15 protein-coding genes and 1 pseudogene are annotated in these 16,107 nt (G+C 45.3%); 8 read left to right on the top strand and 8 right to left on the bottom strand.

Annotated features, from left to right (window positions below; translation table 11 throughout):
- The 4 genes from tnpA to prmC all read left to right on the top strand — a co-directional run.
- A partial coding sequence (gene tnpA, locus BGL89_RS01365) for an IS200/IS605 family transposase (protein ID WP_286823897.1) occupies positions 1–251 on the top strand: 251 nt, incomplete at its 5' end.
- 254 nt (positions 252–505) lie between these two features.
- Positions 506–940, top strand: coding sequence for a hypothetical protein (locus BGL89_RS01360; protein ID WP_286823895.1), 435 nt, complete (start codon positions 506–508; stop codon positions 938–940).
- Positions 941–1,328: 388 nt separating this feature from the next.
- Entirely contained in the window at positions 1,329–2,129 is an 801-nt protein-coding gene (locus BGL89_RS01355) for a Tic22 family protein (protein ID WP_286823894.1), read from the top strand.
- 5 nt (positions 2,130–2,134) lie between these two features.
- Entirely contained in the window at positions 2,135–3,019 is an 885-nt protein-coding gene (gene prmC, locus BGL89_RS01350; protein WP_286823893.1) for a peptide chain release factor N(5)-glutamine methyltransferase, read from the top strand.
- On the opposite strand, the gene BGL89_RS01345 is transcribed toward prmC, so the two are convergent.
- From BGL89_RS01345 to BGL89_RS01330, 4 genes are read right to left on the bottom strand one after another with little or no spacing between them, the layout of a single operon-like run.
- Positions 3,016–3,552, bottom strand: coding sequence for a hypothetical protein (locus tag BGL89_RS01345; protein WP_286823892.1), 537 nt, complete (start codon positions 3,550–3,552; stop codon positions 3,016–3,018). The two genes, prmC and BGL89_RS01345, sit on opposite strands and share 4 nt — an antisense overlap.
- The gene (gene pyrF / locus BGL89_RS01340; RefSeq protein ID WP_286823891.1) at positions 3,516–4,217 is read right to left on the bottom strand and encodes an orotidine-5'-phosphate decarboxylase; all 702 of its coding nucleotides are present in this window, start codon (positions 4,215–4,217) and stop codon (positions 3,516–3,518) included. Before pyrF ends, BGL89_RS01345 begins: the two co-directional genes overlap by 37 nt.
- 14 nt (positions 4,218–4,231) lie before the next feature.
- On the bottom strand, positions 4,232–4,696 hold the full coding sequence (locus tag BGL89_RS01335; protein ID WP_286823890.1) for an MEKHLA domain-containing protein: 465 nt from the start codon (positions 4,694–4,696) through the stop codon (positions 4,232–4,234).
- Between the two features lie 22 nt (positions 4,697–4,718).
- Positions 4,719–5,900 (bottom strand): M20 family metallopeptidase, encoded by a 1,182-nt coding sequence (locus tag BGL89_RS01330; protein WP_286823889.1) that lies wholly within the window; start codon positions 5,898–5,900, stop codon positions 4,719–4,721.
- 179 nt (positions 5,901–6,079) lie between these two features.
- Here BGL89_RS01330 and queF point away from each other — a divergent pair, with 179 nt between their 5' ends.
- Together queF and BGL89_RS01320 are read left to right on the top strand one after the other, a co-directional pair.
- Entirely contained in the window at positions 6,080–6,475 is a 396-nt protein-coding gene (queF, locus tag BGL89_RS01325) for a preQ(1) synthase (RefSeq protein ID WP_002740916.1), read from the top strand.
- Positions 6,476–6,782: 307 nt separating this feature from the next.
- A complete protein-coding gene (locus tag BGL89_RS01320) occupies positions 6,783–7,820 on the top strand; it encodes a PstS family phosphate ABC transporter substrate-binding protein (RefSeq protein WP_286823860.1) in 1,038 nt (345 codons plus the stop codon).
- 203 nt (positions 7,821–8,023) lie between these two features.
- On the opposite strand, the gene BGL89_RS01315 is transcribed toward BGL89_RS01320, so the two are convergent.
- From BGL89_RS01315 to nifJ, 3 genes are all read right to left on the bottom strand, one after another.
- On the bottom strand, positions 8,024–9,232 hold the full coding sequence (locus BGL89_RS01315; protein WP_286823858.1) for an ATP-dependent 6-phosphofructokinase: 1,209 nt from the start codon (positions 9,230–9,232) through the stop codon (positions 8,024–8,026).
- Positions 9,233–9,416: 184 nt separating this feature from the next.
- Positions 9,417–10,442: a dihydroorotate dehydrogenase-like protein gene (locus BGL89_RS01310; protein ID WP_286823856.1), complete on the bottom strand. Its 1,026-nt coding sequence runs from the start codon at positions 10,440–10,442 to the stop codon at positions 9,417–9,419.
- A 2-nt stretch (positions 10,443–10,444) separates the two neighbouring features.
- Entirely contained in the window at positions 10,445–13,999 is a 3,555-nt protein-coding gene (nifJ, locus tag BGL89_RS01305) for a pyruvate:ferredoxin (flavodoxin) oxidoreductase (protein WP_286823854.1), read from the bottom strand.
- Between the two features lie 774 nt (positions 14,000–14,773).
- Between nifJ and lexA the strand changes: the two genes are divergently transcribed.
- Positions 14,774–15,388 carry a transcriptional repressor LexA gene (gene lexA, locus BGL89_RS01300; RefSeq protein ID WP_286823853.1) on the top strand — a complete coding sequence of 205 codons (615 nt, stop codon included), beginning with the start codon at positions 14,774–14,776 and terminating at the stop codon, positions 15,386–15,388.
- Between the two features lie 128 nt (positions 15,389–15,516).
- On the top strand, positions 15,517–15,783 hold the full coding sequence (locus BGL89_RS01295; RefSeq protein ID WP_286823851.1) for a TIGR02450 family Trp-rich protein: 267 nt from the start codon (positions 15,517–15,519) through the stop codon (positions 15,781–15,783).
- Between the two features lie 40 nt (positions 15,784–15,823).
- Here the strand turns inward: BGL89_RS01295 and BGL89_RS01290 are convergent.
- Positions 15,824–16,036: pseudogene (locus tag BGL89_RS01290) on the bottom strand (transposase); the annotation flags it as partial.
- Positions 16,037–16,107: the final 71 nt, after the last annotated feature.

The following is a 16,107-nucleotide window of genomic DNA, read 5'->3' as shown; positions in this document are numbered from 1 at the left end:
ATTACGTTCACCTAATTATCGATTACAAGCCTGACATCGCTTTATCCAAACTAATCGCTAACCTTAAAACAGTTAGTAGTCGCTTAATTAGAAAGGAATTTCCGGATTTGGCTGCAAAGTATTTCTACAACAAACCCTATTTTTGGACGGGAGCTTATTTCGTGGCCAGTTGTGGCGGCGTTACCGTCGAACAACTAAAAAAATACGTCGAGAACCAAAACTCCCCGAAAGTGGAAACGCTACCGCGTTAGTTTCATTCCGGTGGCGATTTATCTCCCGTTAACCGCGTAGCGGTTTAACGGGAGTCCTCTCGCGACCTTGAGATAGCAGCGGCCTTTCTCCACGGCTGATCAGCAGTAAAAACTATTTTGTGTTTTTTTGTAAAAAGTAATTTTAAATACAGAAACTTTTTTTAGAATGTATAGATAAGTGACTAGGAAAAATTGAAGAATACTTTCTCACTTACCCTGGGCTTTTATATTAACCGATTAAGAGGATAATTACCGTGAAAACAGCGAAATATTCCGAAAAAATTGCCGCTCTCTGGACAACATTCCTCTTGGGAACCCTATTTCACACCCAACTGGGTTTAATGCCGCTCTTCCATGGTCAATCGATCGTCGAGAGTCAGCAAACCAGCAATCTCGATCCGATTTTCTGGGGAATGTTGCTCTTTTTTTTGCTGCCAATGTTAGCGATTATCGGGGTCAATTTTAGCGAAAGTCGCTCCTTGAGAAAGGCCCATTTCTGGCTGACAATTCTCTATTCTGTCTTGAATTTAGCCCATCTCATCGCCGATCTTTTGGTCAGACCGATCGCCTGGTATCAAATCGCTCTCATGGCAATTTTATTGATTATCGGACTGATTTTAAATCTAGTTTCCTATCAATGGCTGCGGTTAGCGATCGCCCATCCGCGCCATCTCTCGGAAAGTCATTAGCAGTGCCAAGATCAAGAGGTGGCCGGTTGACTAACTGATTCACACAAGAGGATGCCTTTTGATCTGAAGTTGGTGCTTATTACGGCAAAAGCAAGCTTAAACCGTAGCTGAAGCGATTTTTTTTGAAAATATAGCTTAAAAACTCCAATTAATCCCTATTATTTCCTAGATCAGCCCGTAAATTGCCCCTGTTTCCTGGCCGCCGCTGCGACCACATCTCACCAAATATGGAGCTTTTTAGCTATGATGGTTGAGAAGCAAGCCAATAAAGGGAACTTTCCGGGCTTGTTATTCATCAAAAAACTCCTGATCGGAGGAGTCAAATAGACTATATAGTTCAGATTAACGACAAATATTGGTTAATAGTAATAACGAGGTAATTATTTTGATGAAATCTCTCATTCGTTGGACAGCAACTCTTGGTTTAGTAGGGACGACAATGTTGACTTCGCTGCTGGGCAGCTATTCTAAAGCACTCGCTTTACCGGAAGAACAAATCGTCAAAACCTTGCAGTCTGTACCTGTCTTCGCTATTGCTGATGATCAAGGAGTCCCCTTAATTGCCGTGGGAGAAAAAGAACAGAAATTCACGGGAGTTTTTATCAGTAAGCAGGACGCACAAAACTTTTTTGAACGACTGAAAAAAGAGAATCCTGAAGTGGCCAGCAAAGTTAAAGTTCGGCCCGTTTCTTTGGCAGATGTCTATAGAATGCAAACCAGTCAAACCGAACAAAATCGTTTAATTGTCGATTTTGTTCCCAAAGAGTCGGAAGTAGAATCGGCGAAAAAACTGCTCAGTGAAAGAGGTCAACAATATCAAGGTGGTGTACCTTTATTTGTGCCGAAAGCAGGAAAAGAGAGTAATTTTCTGGTGATCAATCGCAATAATCAGGATTTTATTCCTTTCTTCTTTGAAAAAGCCGCCGCTTTGCAAATGGTAGAACAATATAAAAAAGCTAATCCCGCAGAAGCAGCCACGGTGAAAATTGATGTTATTCCCTTAGAAAATGTCATCGCCACCCTACAACAAAGCAACGATGAAGCTTTAACTAAAATTCTCCTCTATCCTAGCCAAGAAACGATTGATTTTATTCGGGCAAATAGCAACCAAAAGGCTCCCAACCAACCCCCGGCAAATCAGCCACGCCCTAATAATAATACCAATAATCCCCCCGCACCCAATCGTTAAGCCTTGTGTCTGCTAGTATTTCCGGTCAAGAATTAAGTCAATGGCGACAACAGGCGATCGCTGATCTGCAGCAAGCGCAACTATCTCCGAAAGAAGTGGATATCTTTCTGCAAGCAGTGACAGATATAGATACTCTTTCCCTGCGCTTACAATCCTTTCGCGAACGAGAAAAAATCCCTTTGAGTTATTCTTGGTCGGAAATTACTAAACGCTGGCAAAAACGCCTTCAATCAAGGGTTCCCTTACAGTATTTGCTCGAATCGGTGGTCTGGCGTAATTTTACCCTCAAAGTCTCCCCAGAAGTCTTAATTCCTCGTCCCGAAACCGAGTTATTAATCGATATTGTTGCAGAAACCGTCAGAGGAGAAGAAGGGGGAATCTGGGTAGATCTGGGAACCGGTAGCGGTGCGATCGCTATTGGTTTAGCCAGTATCTTGACAAAAGCAGAAATATATGCTATTGATTACAGTCAAACGGCTTTAGCGATCGCCAAAGAGAATATCATCAATACGGGTTTTGCCGACAGAATTATCTTAAAACAGGGTTCCTGGTGGACACCCCTAGAGAAGTGGAAAGGACAGATTAGCGGTATGGTGTCCAATCCTCCCTATATTCCCAGTGCAGAAATCCTTGACTTACAAATTGAAGTGCGGGAACATGAACCCCGTTTGGCCCTGGATGGAGGTGAAGACGGATTGACCGCGCTGCGCTATCTAGCGGCCACTGCTCCCGATTATCTGCGATCGGGAGGCCTTTGGCTAGTGGAAATGAGAGCCGGTCAAGGGGAAAAAGTAGCGCAAATGCTGGAAAATCAGGGCAATTATCGACAAATTCAGATTATTAACGACCTAGCAGCTTTCGATCGCTTTGTTTTGGCCGAGCGAATTTAGCGCAATGTCCCCGCTTCGCAGTCCCGCAGCCAGAGACGCACCGCTTGGCCGATGGTGCCTTGACTGGTTTCTAGGGGAGGTAAGGGGACTTGAGCGGGTTCTAGGGAAGCTAATTGACTGTAAATCGTCACTAATCGCCATCCTTCCCCAGTTTTAGTTAAAAATAACCAATGATAATTCTGGAGAGTGACAGAGCGATTTTTGCTATACTGACGCTCTAAAGTCGTAAAAAAAACCTGTTGAGTGTCATCGGCAATTTGACCAGAATATTGACTAGCAGTTAAAGGTAGGGGTGCAAATTCGGGACGACCGGCAATAATCACAAAAACCGGTGTAGATAATTCTTGATCGATTTGGGAGCGGGTAATAACTCGGTTAGCATAACCGGGTAAATCTGACAAGAGGCGATCGACTAAAAGATTTAAATCCTCTGGACAGCTAGAAAGAGGAAGACTAACGGCTGGGAAGTTAATCCCGAAAATAACCAGTAATACGGCTAAATATCGGCTAATTCTTGACAAATTTTTGCCCATGCTACCTTTGGCTCCTCGGCACCGGTGATCGGTCGTCCAATTACTAGATAATCAGCCCCAGCTTTAAGCGCTTGGGCCGGAGTCATCACCCGACTTTGATCCCCTTTGCTTGACCAGGAGGGACGAACTCCGGGACAAACTAAGAGAAAATCCTCTCCACAGACGCGCCGCAATTGCGCCACTTCTTGGGGAGAACAAACCGCCCCATCAATTCCCGATTCCTTGCCCAATAATGCCAGATTTAAGGCATATTCCGATAGCTCTAGGGGAATTTTGAGGTCGAGGGCTAATTCACGGGCGTTAAGGCTGGTTAAAACGGTGATAGCGAGAAGTTTTGGCGGGGATGGCAGGTCAGAGATTGCCCCTTTCGCCGCCGTCAGCGCTTGCCGTCCGGCCGTAGCGTGGAGGGTGAGTAAATCCACTTGATAGCGACTAGCTGAACGACAGGCCCCGGCAACCGTATTGGGAATATCATGAAATTTTAGATCGAGAAAGCTCTTTTTTTGTCTTTCTTGCAGAATCGCTAGAATTTCTGCACCGCTACTGACAAATAATTCTAGTCCCACTTTCCAAAAATTGACTTCCGGCAACAGATCGAGCATTGCGATCGCTGATTCTAAATCCGGCACATCGAGAGGAACAATAATTCGGTCTGAGTTGGTCATATTGGGGTGATAAATCAGAGAAAAATCCAATCGGCAAAAGTGGCAGCCTGTCCGCAATAAATGCCATCACGATCGATGATATTCCAAACGATCGCTTTTTCAATGCGAAATAGTTGACCGTTTTTCGTGATCCTTACCCCGTGATAATCGTTGATATAGCCCTGTTTTTTGACTAAATCCAGCATTTTTTGGCGTTCTTGGGCGATTTCCTCTCCCTCTACCGTCGATCGCGAAGGAGTTGCTAATAATTCTTGCCAAGTTAAACCCCAGAGATCGAGGGCGCCGCGATTACCATAATTGAAGATCGGATTAGTTTGTGTACCGTGGGAAACTAGGACAAAAGGGGCATAAAAGAGCATTTTACTCTGTTCTTTGCCAGTACCGATCCGGGGCAAAAGCGATCGCCCGATTAATTGTTCAAAACTATCCAGCAGCAATTCCGTCCAAGCCATAATAGCTAAATCTTCCCAAATTTCCATAAAATTATCTTGAAAAACCGGTTTAATCTTGCCGTTGCCAATATTTATAGGCCGCGTAGGCTAAAGTAATCACTCCCGTCAGAATTGCCGACTCATCCACTAAAAATTCCGGATGGTGAAGGGGGGGATTAAGGAGATTAGGAGAACCCACTCCCAGACGGAACATTGTCCCCGGGGCCTGTTGCAAATAAAGGGAAAAATCCTCGGCCCCCATGGAGGGTTCCGAGAGAATTAAAACCCGATCCTGTCCCCAAGCTTCTAAACCAGCTTCTTCCACCAAACGGGTTAAAAATTGGTCATTTTGCACCGATGGCACACCCCGACGATATTTTACTTGACATTTTGCGTTATATGTGCTGCAGACATTCGTGACCAAACTCTCGATCCATTCCGGGAGATGGGCGTGGGTTTCTGGGTGCAGCGATCGCACTGTTCCTGCCATGCGTACCTGATCGGCGATGACGTTGGGGGCGCGACCACCGCTAATCTGGCCGATGGTGAGAACAATGGGACGCAAAGGGTTCTGAGTCCGACTAATTGCCTGTTGCAAAGTGGTGATTACTTGCGAGGCGATCCAGATAGCATCGATCGCCTCGTGGGGACGGGCCCCGTGGCCAGATTCCCCTTGAATAAAAATCTCCAGATCGTCGGCAGCTGCAGTTAAGGCCCCGTAACGAACCCCGATCGATCGGGCCGGAATCGAGGGGAAAACGTGCAGCCCCAAAACGGCGCTGACATCCCGCATCACCCCCTCCCGGATCATCCAACTGGCCCCCTGGGCGATTTCCTCTGCTGGTTGAAAGAGAAAGCGTATTTTTCCCTCCAAAGGTTCCGAGAGACGGGAAAGCACCATCGCCACCCCTAAACCGACGGTAGCATGAACATCGTGACCGCAGGCGTGCATAATCCCCGGTTTACGGGAAGCAAAGTCTAAATCGGTTCTTTCTTGGATCGGCAGGGCATCCATATCGGCGCGGATAGCTAAAATTCTCCGATCACTGCCTTTTCCTGCCAATTCTCCCTTAACTCCCGTTTTTCCCACCGCTTCCTGCACCGATAGACCACAGGAAGACAAAACTCCGGCAATATAGGCGGCCGTTTGATATTCTTGCCCACTTAACTCTGGATTCGCGTGAATGTGGCGGCGAATCTCCACTAATCGGGGTGCGAGACTCTCGGCTATGTTTTTAATCTCGGAGAGCATGAAACCAGTTTTACAGTATCTTTAGACTTAATCATAGAGCATTTTTTACCTGAAAATTCGACTTGGCTGATTTTAAGTCTGCATTGTCTTCTCGGCATTCTTTCATCTGTTGATTCGGTAACGCCTCTCGAGAGAATATTCCAGCTATGATAGGAAACAGTGTCTAGTTAGGAAAAAACATGGTTCAGTCTTCCGAAAAAATTGAAGTTAAGTACGGGGAAAGAGAAATTGCCGAAGGAACATTAATTACTTTCCCCAATCCACGCCCGGGCAGAAATTACGATATTCAGATCACTCTGCCGGAATATACCTGTAAGTGTCCCTTTTCCGGTTATCCCGATTTTGCCACTATTTATCTTAGCTACGTTCCCGATCAAAAGGTGATGGAATTAAAGGCGATTAAACTTTATATTAATAGTTATCGCGATCGTTATATTTCCCACGAAGAAGCAATTAACCAAATTTTAGATGATTTGGTGGCCGCTTGCGAACCCTTGCAGATGAAAGTTAAGGGGGATTTTCATCCCAGAGGTAACGTACATACCGTGGTGGAGGTGATGTATAAAAAAGAATAGCCTAATTGTCTAGTTTGGGGATGGGGTTGCCTCCATCCCTTGCTTTTCTAGTTTTTGTTGTTCAAGTTTTTTGCTGTTCGAAGATCTGTAGCCAGTCAACAGGAGAAGATGCTCAAGCAGGTTATATCGCTATCTTGTCCTTTATCTGATAGGTTTTACTCATCGAATCTGTCCTCTCCTTTCTGTTGTTCGTGTCTCTATGGTTTATCCTTAACCCTTGGCACAACTCGACAGAATTGTAAAAGCTAGGGTCATTAAAAAAAGCTGGTATTATCATTAAAGTAGTCCGAAGCCTGATCCTGATTTTATGTCCCAGAAAAATGAAATTCTTCCCCTGCTGTTGACGGTTATGGTGACATCGGCACTTTTAGGAGGAATTGCTTGGTGGTTGCTCAACAAAACCTTTCCCAATTTCAATGATCGATCGAATTCTTCTTCCTCCTCCTCCTCGAATAATCAAATTTCCGAAACGTTAGCTGCGGTTAAAAATGTCCCGGAAGGATTATTTAACTACGGGGGAAGTACCACTTGGGCCCCGATTCGCAAGGAAGTGGACTTTATCATCCAGCAAGTCTGGCCGAAATTTCGCCTCGTCTATACCGATCCCACTACGGGAACCCCCGGCACCGGCAGCGGTATTCGGATGTTAATCGAGAATCAATTGGCTTTTTCCCAAGCATCTCGATCGCTCAAAGATGAGGAAATACAACGCGCTCAACAACGGCGATTGACTTTAAAAGAGGTTCCCGTGGCTATCGATGGAATTGCGATCGCAGTTCATCCCGATTTACCGGTTTCCGGTCTAACAATTACCCAGTTAAAAGATATTTATACAGGAAAAATTAGCAATTGGCGGCAAGTGGGCGGGCCTAATTTAGCCATTATTCCCTATTCCCGACGCAAGGAAGATGGGGGAACCGTGGAATTTTTTATCGATCAGGTTTTAGAAAAAGCCGATTTTGGGGATAATATTCAGTACGTTTATAGCACGACTCCTGCTCTTAGAAAAGTTTCCCAAAATCCGGGAGGAATTTACTATGCTTCTGCACCGGAAGTAGTTCCCCAGTGTAGAATTAAAACTTTACCCCTCGGTAAAAGTGAAAATAAATTAGTTGCCCCCTACCAAGAACCTTCGATCCCGTCTTCCCAATGTCCCCAGAAGCGTAATCAACTGAATGAATTAGCTTTTCAAAAGGGAGAATACCCGATCACCCGTCGTCTTTTTGTTATTATCAAACAAAATGGTCAATTAGACGAACAAGCGGGGGAAGCTTACGCTGATTTATTATTAACCGATCAAGGACAGAAATTAATTGAAAAAGCCGGTTTTGTTCCCTTGAGATAATTTAACCCAACTTCTACAAATCTAGGTTAAAGTGAATTTGAGGAATTTTCATCACTTTAACTCAAATTATACCAATACTACTTTTTCTAATGTACCTGCCAAAAGCTGTCATTATCTATCCTAATTGTAGCGTTTAGAAATGCCTAATTTTAACCAATTAACAGAGCGAGAAGGTGTGAGCAACTCTCCTCGCTTTATTATAACTAAACTAACACCTCCACAACTTCCGGAACCACTGCCGTCTCGGTCGTGGTATTTTCTCCTAGGTAAATTCCCAAAGAACGGGCTGTTTTCACAATGAAACCATGGGGATCCACGGGATAGGCACAGCGATTCTCTTGATGGCATTGTTTGATAATTTTGATCACTGGTTTCAGAGGCAAACTACGCACTTGTCCCCCGCGCCAAATCACCACGCGATCGAGTTTTCCCTGTTCAATTAATTCTACGGCCTTAATGCCGAAAGCCGTGGCTAACAGTCGATCCATGGCCAAAGGAGGACGACTTCTTTGCAGGTGTCCCAAAGACATGGCCCGCACATCCATGGAATTGAGATAACAGAAGACGGGATCGGTAACGCACAAAGAGCGAGTTTTGTCAACTATCAATTTTTGTAAATAATCGGCAATATACTTCTCTTTTTGGTTATCTTCGTTTTTAACACCCTCAGAAATTACAATGAGAGCGAATTGACGACCTTGAGCGCGTAATTGTGCCAAATGACGACAACAACCGTCGATAATTTCGGGAGTGATAGCAGGGGTTAATTCGGGAATAAAAATCGCATCGGCCCCCCCGGCAATTCCGGCATGAAGAGCTAAATGACCAGCATCTCTACCCATCACCTGCACAATCATCACCCTTTCGTGACTAGCGGCGGTAAAGGTGAGATCATACAAAGCTTGGGTGACGATATCGACGGCAGTGGTAAAACCGACGGCCCATTCCGTATAGGGAACGTCATTATCGATGGTTTTGGGAACCGCGATAATATTCCAATTGCCTTTCTGGGCGAGATCGTAGATGATATCGATGCTCCCATCGCCCCCGACGACGATCAGGGCATCTAATCCCAGCATTTCGTATCCTTGCAGGATTTTCGTGGCAATTTCTGGGTTTTCGGGATGTCCTTTGCTCAAAGAACCCAAGATACTACCACTAAGGAACTGCAAAACGTCTAATCCTTTCAAGACCCCTGGCAGGTTATAGCCATGCTGAGTCAGGATCAAATCTTGGGGGTGATATTTTCCCTCGGCAATCTGCATAAAACCGTCGGTCCCGTAGGGAATGCCGTACACATCCCAACCCTTGAGTTTTGATGCTTTCACCACGGCACGAATTACCGCATTTAACCCCGGGCAATCGCCACCACTGGTCAGAATACCAATTTTTTTCCTTTGATTCTCGCTCATGGTTATATCCTCCAGGATTTTTTTGTCAGGAGTCGGATGGGTGTTGGGGTGTTGGGGTGTTGGGGTGTTAGGGTGTTGGGGTTTTGGGGTTTTAGTTGAAATTCCCCACTTCCCTATCTCCCAACTCCCCATTCCCCAATTCATAATTCATAATTCATAATTCATAATTTCCCACTTCCCACTTTTATTTGCTGGTGGTTTGAAAACGTTTCCAAACAGGTTCGTAACTTTGTATGGCCCTCATGTACTGTACCCGTTCAAAAGCGCTAGGATCTGGGCAATTCATTTGACTCATACTGCCAATTAACTGCTCGATCGATTCATACTCATTTTCTTCCAACCAATGCAATAAACCCTGTTCGATCTTGATAATTTCCTCCAAACCGTGGCGTAATAAAACACTAACTAACATAGTCGCTTTTGCACCCACCATCATCATTTTGATCACGTCGATGGCGTTATGAATACCACTGGTAGCGGCAAAATCCGTCGGTACACGACCGTAAAGCATGGCAATCCAGCGCAGGGGTAAACGCATCGCTTGGGGATTACTGAGGATAATATTGGGGTGAACATCCAAGGTTTCTAAGTCGATATCCGGCTGATAGAAACGGTTAAATAATACCAACCCATCGGCCCCCGCTTCCGCTAATTGTTTAGCCATATTGGCCGTATTGCTAAAGTAGGGACTTAACTTCATCGAGACAGGAATTGATACCTCCGATTTGACAATTTTGAGGATATCAATATAGTTTTGTTCGACGTGATTTCCCGTTAATTCCAGGTCGTTAGGAACATAATAAACATTCAACTCCAAAGCATCAGCGCCCGCTTGTTGAATTTGAATGGCATACTCCAACCATCCCCCAGCGGTCTCACCGTTGAGACTGGCAATAATGGGAATATCGACCATTTCTTTGGCTTTGCGAATATGGTTGAGATATTCCTCGGAACCAACGTGAAAAACCTCCGGTTCGGGAAAATAAGTCAAAGCTTCCGCAAAACTCTCGGCTCCGTGGGTAAAATGATGGTGTAAAGCCAGTCTTTCCTGTTTAATCTGCTCCTCGAAAAAGGAGTGTAAAACCACGGCAGCGGCTCCGAAGTCTTCCATTTTCTTGATATTGTCGATATCCTCGCTCAAGGGTGCGGCCGCACCGATGACTAGCGGCGATCGCAATTGCAAACCCATGTAGGTAGTGTGTAGATTCATAACTATTCCTTGCTCCCTGTACCTTTTGCTGCTAGATACTGATACATTTGCCAGCGTGTGTCCACATCTGCTTGTGCTTCTTTGAGGAGACGTTTAGCTTCCTCCGGCTTACTGGTGGCCAACATCTTAAAGCGATTCTCCGAGTAGAGAGTTTGCGCTACGGTAAGCTTAGGCTCACGGCTGTCCAATTGCAGGGGATTTTTGCCTTCTTTAGCTAAATCGGGATGATAACGGTACATTAACCAGCGACCGCTTTCCACCACTTCTTTTTGATGGTTCATGGCGGTGGTCATGTTGATCCCGTGAGCAATACAGTGAGAATAGGCGATAATTAGCGATGGCCCGTTGTAAGCTTCCGCTTCTAGGAAAGCTTTGATAGTTTGCTCGTTTCTTGCCCCCATAGCCACGCTGGCCACATAGACGTTACCGTAGGTCATGGCCATTAAACCGAGGTCTTTTTTCGGTCCTGGTTTGCCACCAGAAGCAAATTTAGCTACGGCGGCGCGGGGAGTAGCTTTCGAGGCCTGGCCGCCCGTATTCGAGTAAACTTCCGTATCCATGACCAAAATATTCACATTGCGACCACTGGCTAAAACGTGATCTAAGCCACCGTAACCGATGTCGTAGGCCCAACCGTCACCCCCGACAATCCAGACGCTTTTCTTGACCAGATAATCGGCCACGGATAACAACATTTTCACCTGCGTGGTCGGGGTTAATTGCCCTAAACGGGATTTTAAGGCCTCTACCCGTTGCCGTTGTTCGTAAATTTCCGCTTCATCGACTTGGTGACAATTGAGAATATCTGCCGCTAGACTTTCTCCGATTTCACTAGCGAGGGTTGCTAACAGTTCGGCGGCAAATTCTGCCTGTTTATCGATGGAAACTCGGAATCCTAAGCCAAATTCGGCATTATCTTCAAAGAGGGAATTCGACCAAGCTGGACCGCGACCTTCAGCGTTAACTGCCCAGGGTGTTGTCGGTAAATTACCTCCGTAGATAGATGAACAACCGGTGGCATTAGCCACTATCATGCGATCGCCAAATAGCTGACTGACCAATTTAACGTAGGGAGTCTCACCACAACCGGCACAAGCACCGGAAAACTCAAAGAGAGGTTCCTGCATTTGCTGATGGTTAATTTTATTAAGATTTAGGCTTGAACGGTCTGGATTAGGCAAATTAAGGAAGAAATCCCAGTTAACTCGTTCCTGTTCCCGCAGGGGCAATTGGGGAGCCATATTAATCGCTCTTAGACGCGGTTGCGATTTGTTTTTAGCGGGGCAAACATCAACGCAGATACCGCAACCGGTACAATCTTCGGCGGCCACTTGGATGGTGAATTTTAGCCCTTTCCAGTCGTGATCCTTGGCATTAGCGACTTTAAAGGTTTCTGGGGCCGTGGCTAATTCGGCCTCATCATAGACTTTTGAGCGAATAACGGCGTGGGGACAAACGAGAACGCATTTACCGCACTGAACACAGACATCAGCGTCCCAAACGGGGATTTCTTGGGCAATATTGCGTTTTTCCCATTGGCTAGTGGCGGTGGGATAAGTACCATCGTTGGGAAGGGCGCTAACGGGCAATTCATCCCCGTGACGGGCGATAATTTTGCCGAGGACTTCTCGGACGAAAGCGGGTGCGGTGTCGGGGATTGGAGGTCTTAATTCAAAAGCTTCCGGGGTGACAGTGGCGGGAATTGGCACTTGATAGAGGTGTTCTAGGGCAGAATCCACAGCTTTGATGTTCATCTGCACGATTTCTTCGCCTTTCTTGCCGTAGGTCTTGCGGATAGCTTTTTTGATTTGTTCGATCGCATCTTCCCGAGACAAAACCCCCGCTAGGGCAAAGAAACACACCTGCATCACGGTATTAATCCGACTGCCCATCCCCGCTTCTTTGGCTACTTGAGTGGCATTAATCGTATAAACTTGCAGATTTTTATCGATGATAGTTTGCTGGAGATTGCGGGGTAAGTGACTAAACACCTCCTCCGGTGGATAGGGACTATTGAGGAGAAAAATTGAGTTCGATTTAGCGGTTTCTAGCAGGTCAAATTGTTCGACAAATTCCCACTGATGACAGGCGATAAAGTTAGCATCAGTGATTAAATAGGTAGAGCGAATCGGCTCCGGTCCAAAGCGTAGGTGAGAAACGGTGACGGAGCCAGATTTTTTGGAATCATAGACGAAATAACCCTGGGCATAATTATCAGTATCTTCACCGATAATTTTAATTGAATTTTTGTTAGCTCCCACCGTACCATCGGAACCTAAACCATAGAAAACCGCCCGCACTACTTCGTCCGGTTCAGTGGAGAAACTGCGGTCATATTCCAGACTGGAAAAGGTAAGATCGTCAACGATACCAATAGTGAAGTGATTTTTCGGTTTGTCGAGACTTAAGTTATCAAATATACCAGCAATCATGGCTGGAGTAAATTCTTTGGAAGATAAACCGTAGCGTCCTCCCACAATTTTCGGCAGCTTGCCTTCGTACTCTTCCATAAAGGCATTTACCACGTCTAAATATAGCGGATCGCCCCCGGCACCGGGTTCTTTACAGCGATCTAAAACGGCTATTTTTTTCACTGTGGTGGGCAAAGCTGCCAGTAATTTGTCGGCGGCAAAGGGACGATAGAGACGAACTTTTAAAACCCCAACTTTAGCCCCATTTTGATTGAGATAATCAACGGTTTCATGGACGGTTTCCCCTCCCGATCCCATTAACATAATCACTCTTTCGGCATCGGGCGCACCGTGGTATTCATAGAGATGGTATTGCCGTCCTGTTAATTGGGCAAAACGATCCATAATTTTTTGAGTGATATCGGGACAAGCATAATAGAAAGGATTGACGCTTTCCCTTGCCTGGAAATAAACATCGGGATTTTGTGCCGTGCCTCGTAAAACCGGTCGATCGGGAGTTAAAGCCCTTTGACGGTGGGCAATAATTAGGTCTTCATCGATCAGTTCTTTGAGAGTTTCATCGCTAATTAATTCGACTTTTTGCACCTCATGACTGGTACGAAAACCATCAAAAAAGTGCAGAAAAGGAATCCGCGTTTCTAGGGTGGTAGCTGTGGCGATAGCCGCCAGATCTTGAGCTTCTTGAACGGAATTAGCCGCTAACATAGCCCAACCCGTACTTCTGGCAGACATGACATCACTATGATCCCCAAAAATTGACAATCCTTGGGCTGCTAAAGCACGGGCCGCCACATGAACCACTGAAGAAGTTAATTCCCCCGCAATTTTGTAGAAGTTGGGGAGCATTAATAATAATCCCTGCGAGGAAGTGAAAGTAGTAGTTAAAGCTCCTGTTTGTAGCGCTCCGTGCAGGGTTCCCGCTGCCCCACCTTCGCTCTGCATTTCGATTACGGAAGGGATGGTTCCCCAGAGATTAGCTCTGCGTTCGGCCGCCCAACTATCGGACCATTCACCCATAGGCGAGGAGGGAGTGATAGGATAAATAGCGATCACTTCACTGAGACGATAGGCAACGCGCGCAACAGCTTCGTTACCGTCTATGGTTGCATAGGTTTTTTTGGTCATGTGTTCCCCTTAGTTTTTACGATATTTGTCGGGATTTTAAGTTTTTTTACGGCTCAATTTCGCACTAAATATCCTGTCGTTTCCCTGACAACCGAAGGATTTTCTTTGAGCGTCGCTTTTGACTCCCTATCTACTATTGGACGCTTACGGCAGACAGGCTTAAGTAGAGCAATTTTTCTGTCTCCACCTCGATCATTATCCAGATTCTCGGCTTTCTAGCAATTCGTTATTTTTTCTTAATACGCTGCTGAGTTTGCCAGCAACCGACTGGGATTAATTAATATTGAGAATTGAGATAAAAATTAATGATACTTTTTTAAAAAAAGTGCTAGGTCAGAAGATAAGCTGTTGACTATCTAAATTACTCATTAAGACTGTCTATGAGCAGGGAGAAGGAATTATGAATTATTAATTATGAAGTGGGGAAGTGGGGAAACTTTTCAGTTATCAGTGAACAGTAATCAGTAATCAGTGAACCGATACAGCCTTTCTCGTCAAGGTGAAGCACAGATTAACCCTTGCTAATCAAGTATTTTAGCCGCAAGAACGAACCTCATCTATCTGAGAAACGCTGTAACTCGCATCTGATAACTGATAACTGATAACTGATTCAAGGCTGACGACCGACTCCTAACCAACCACGACAATTTTTGATTTTTGCAAGAGATCTAATAACCAGTTGATTTAGTCAGCCGATGAAGTTAAGATGTACTAGGTTAAACACAAATGAACTAAAGTACAAATTATCTTAACCCAAGGATAGGAAAATAGATCATGACTAACCTCGAAACCCTTACTCAAGCGCAAAAGGAGTTGTACGACTGGCTAATTGAGTATATTCGCACTACTCAACACGCCCCTTCCATCCGGCAAATGATGCGAGCGATGAATTTACGCTCTCCCGCACCGATTCAAAGCCGTTTAGAACGTTTACGCGCCAAAGGCTATATTGATTGGACAGAAGGAAAAGCACGCACCCTGCGGATTCTCAAACAACCAGTGCAAGGTTTACCGGTTCTCGGTGCGATCGCGGCTGGTGGTTTAGTGGAACCCTTCACCGATGTGGAAGAAAAACTCGATCTTTCTAACCTGTTGCAACGCAGTCAAGACTGTTATGCTCTGCGCGTTTCTGGAGACAGTATGATCGAGGATCATATTGCCGATGGGGATCTGGTGATTATGCGTTCTCTGACGGGTAATGAAGCGGTGTCCAATGGGGAAATCGTCGCCGCTAGAGTCGAAGGCCACGGTACTACTTTAAAACGTTTCTACCAAGAAGGAGAAATCATCACCCTCCAACCCTCTAATCAAAAATATCAACCAATTACAGCCAATACTGAACAAGTACAAGTGCAAGGGGTTTTAGTGGGTGTTTGGCGCGGTTATTAGCCAAAACTGGGGCGCACTTAAGCGCCCCGATAATTTTTCCTCTCCTTGCTCCGGGAAAAGAATCGGGTTGGCAAACTAGGATAATATAAGGGTTTTAGCCTATCCCGCACTCAGGTGTTTTAACTTTTATGCCCAAAAAACAGAAATATCCCCATCTCTTGGGATCAAAATGGACGGCAAAACAAAAAACATGGGGCTGGCGACATTTTCAAGTGGTCAATCGTCAAAATCGCGGTCAATGGGTTTTTGCCGAATTAGTCGCTTCTTGCGATCCGACTGTCCGCTTCTGGATTAATGCTAAACAGTTGCAAGACGCGAATCTCTGGCAATCAGGTTGGCAAACCCTAGCGGAAATGAACCAACCCGACAGCGCCGACGAGATTATTGTAAATTAATATTAAGAAACCTTGTAATTTTTCACTCTTTGCCGATCAGCTACGCCGAGAGCTTTTTATGCAAGAGATCTAGTTTAAATGCAGAACAGCCTATTTTCGGGGAGTTTTGGTTCTCGACGTATTTTTTTAGTTGTTCGACGGTAACGCCGCCACAACTAGCCACGAAATAAGCTCCCGTCCAAAAATAGGGTTTGTGGTAGAAATACTTTGCCGCTAAGTACGGAAATTCTTTTCTAATTAGGGCTTGCTGAATAATGGTAAAACCCTTTTAAAATAAAGCTTTTGACCTGTTAAAGTCCGATGTTAGTGCAAGAAAATAGGATT

The organism is Microcystis sp. LSC13-02 (genome assembly GCA_002282935.1).
In the GTDB taxonomy this organism is placed as follows: Bacteria; Cyanobacteriota; Cyanobacteriia; order Cyanobacteriales; family Microcystaceae; genus Microcystis.
Note: the sequence above shows the minus strand (reverse complement) of the source record. Positions and strands in the feature narration are given on the sequence as shown.

Bases quoted from the DNA above. Each gene is read 5' to 3' on its own strand.
- BGL89_RS01355 (WP_286823894.1), top strand. From the start codon at position 1,329: ATGAAATCTCTCATTCGTTGGACAGCAACTCTTGGTTTAGTAGGGACG.
- BGL89_RS01345 (WP_286823892.1), bottom strand. From the start codon at position 3,552: ATGGGCAAAAATTTGTCAAGAATTAGCCGATATTTAGCCGTATTACTG.
- pyrF (WP_286823891.1), bottom strand. From the start codon at position 4,217: ATGACCAACTCAGACCGAATTATTGTTCCTCTCGATGTGCCGGATTTA.
- BGL89_RS01335 (WP_286823890.1), bottom strand. From the start codon at position 4,696: ATGGAAATTTGGGAAGATTTAGCTATTATGGCTTGGACGGAATTGCTG.
- BGL89_RS01330 (WP_286823889.1), bottom strand. From the start codon at position 5,900: ATGCTCTCCGAGATTAAAAACATAGCCGAGAGTCTCGCACCCCGATTA.
- queF (WP_002740916.1), top strand. From the start codon at position 6,080: ATGGTTCAGTCTTCCGAAAAAATTGAAGTTAAGTACGGGGAAAGAGAA.
- BGL89_RS01320 (WP_286823860.1), top strand. From the start codon at position 6,783: ATGTCCCAGAAAAATGAAATTCTTCCCCTGCTGTTGACGGTTATGGTG.
- BGL89_RS01315 (WP_286823858.1), bottom strand. From the start codon at position 9,232: ATGAGCGAGAATCAAAGGAAAAAAATTGGTATTCTGACCAGTGGTGGC.
- BGL89_RS01310 (WP_286823856.1), bottom strand. From the start codon at position 10,442: ATGAATCTACACACTACCTACATGGGTTTGCAATTGCGATCGCCGCTA.
- nifJ (WP_286823854.1), bottom strand. From the start codon at position 13,999: ATGACCAAAAAAACCTATGCAACCATAGACGGTAACGAAGCTGTTGCG.
- lexA (WP_286823853.1), top strand. From the start codon at position 14,774: ATGACTAACCTCGAAACCCTTACTCAAGCGCAAAAGGAGTTGTACGAC.
- BGL89_RS01295 (WP_286823851.1), top strand. From the start codon at position 15,517: ATGCCCAAAAAACAGAAATATCCCCATCTCTTGGGATCAAAATGGACG.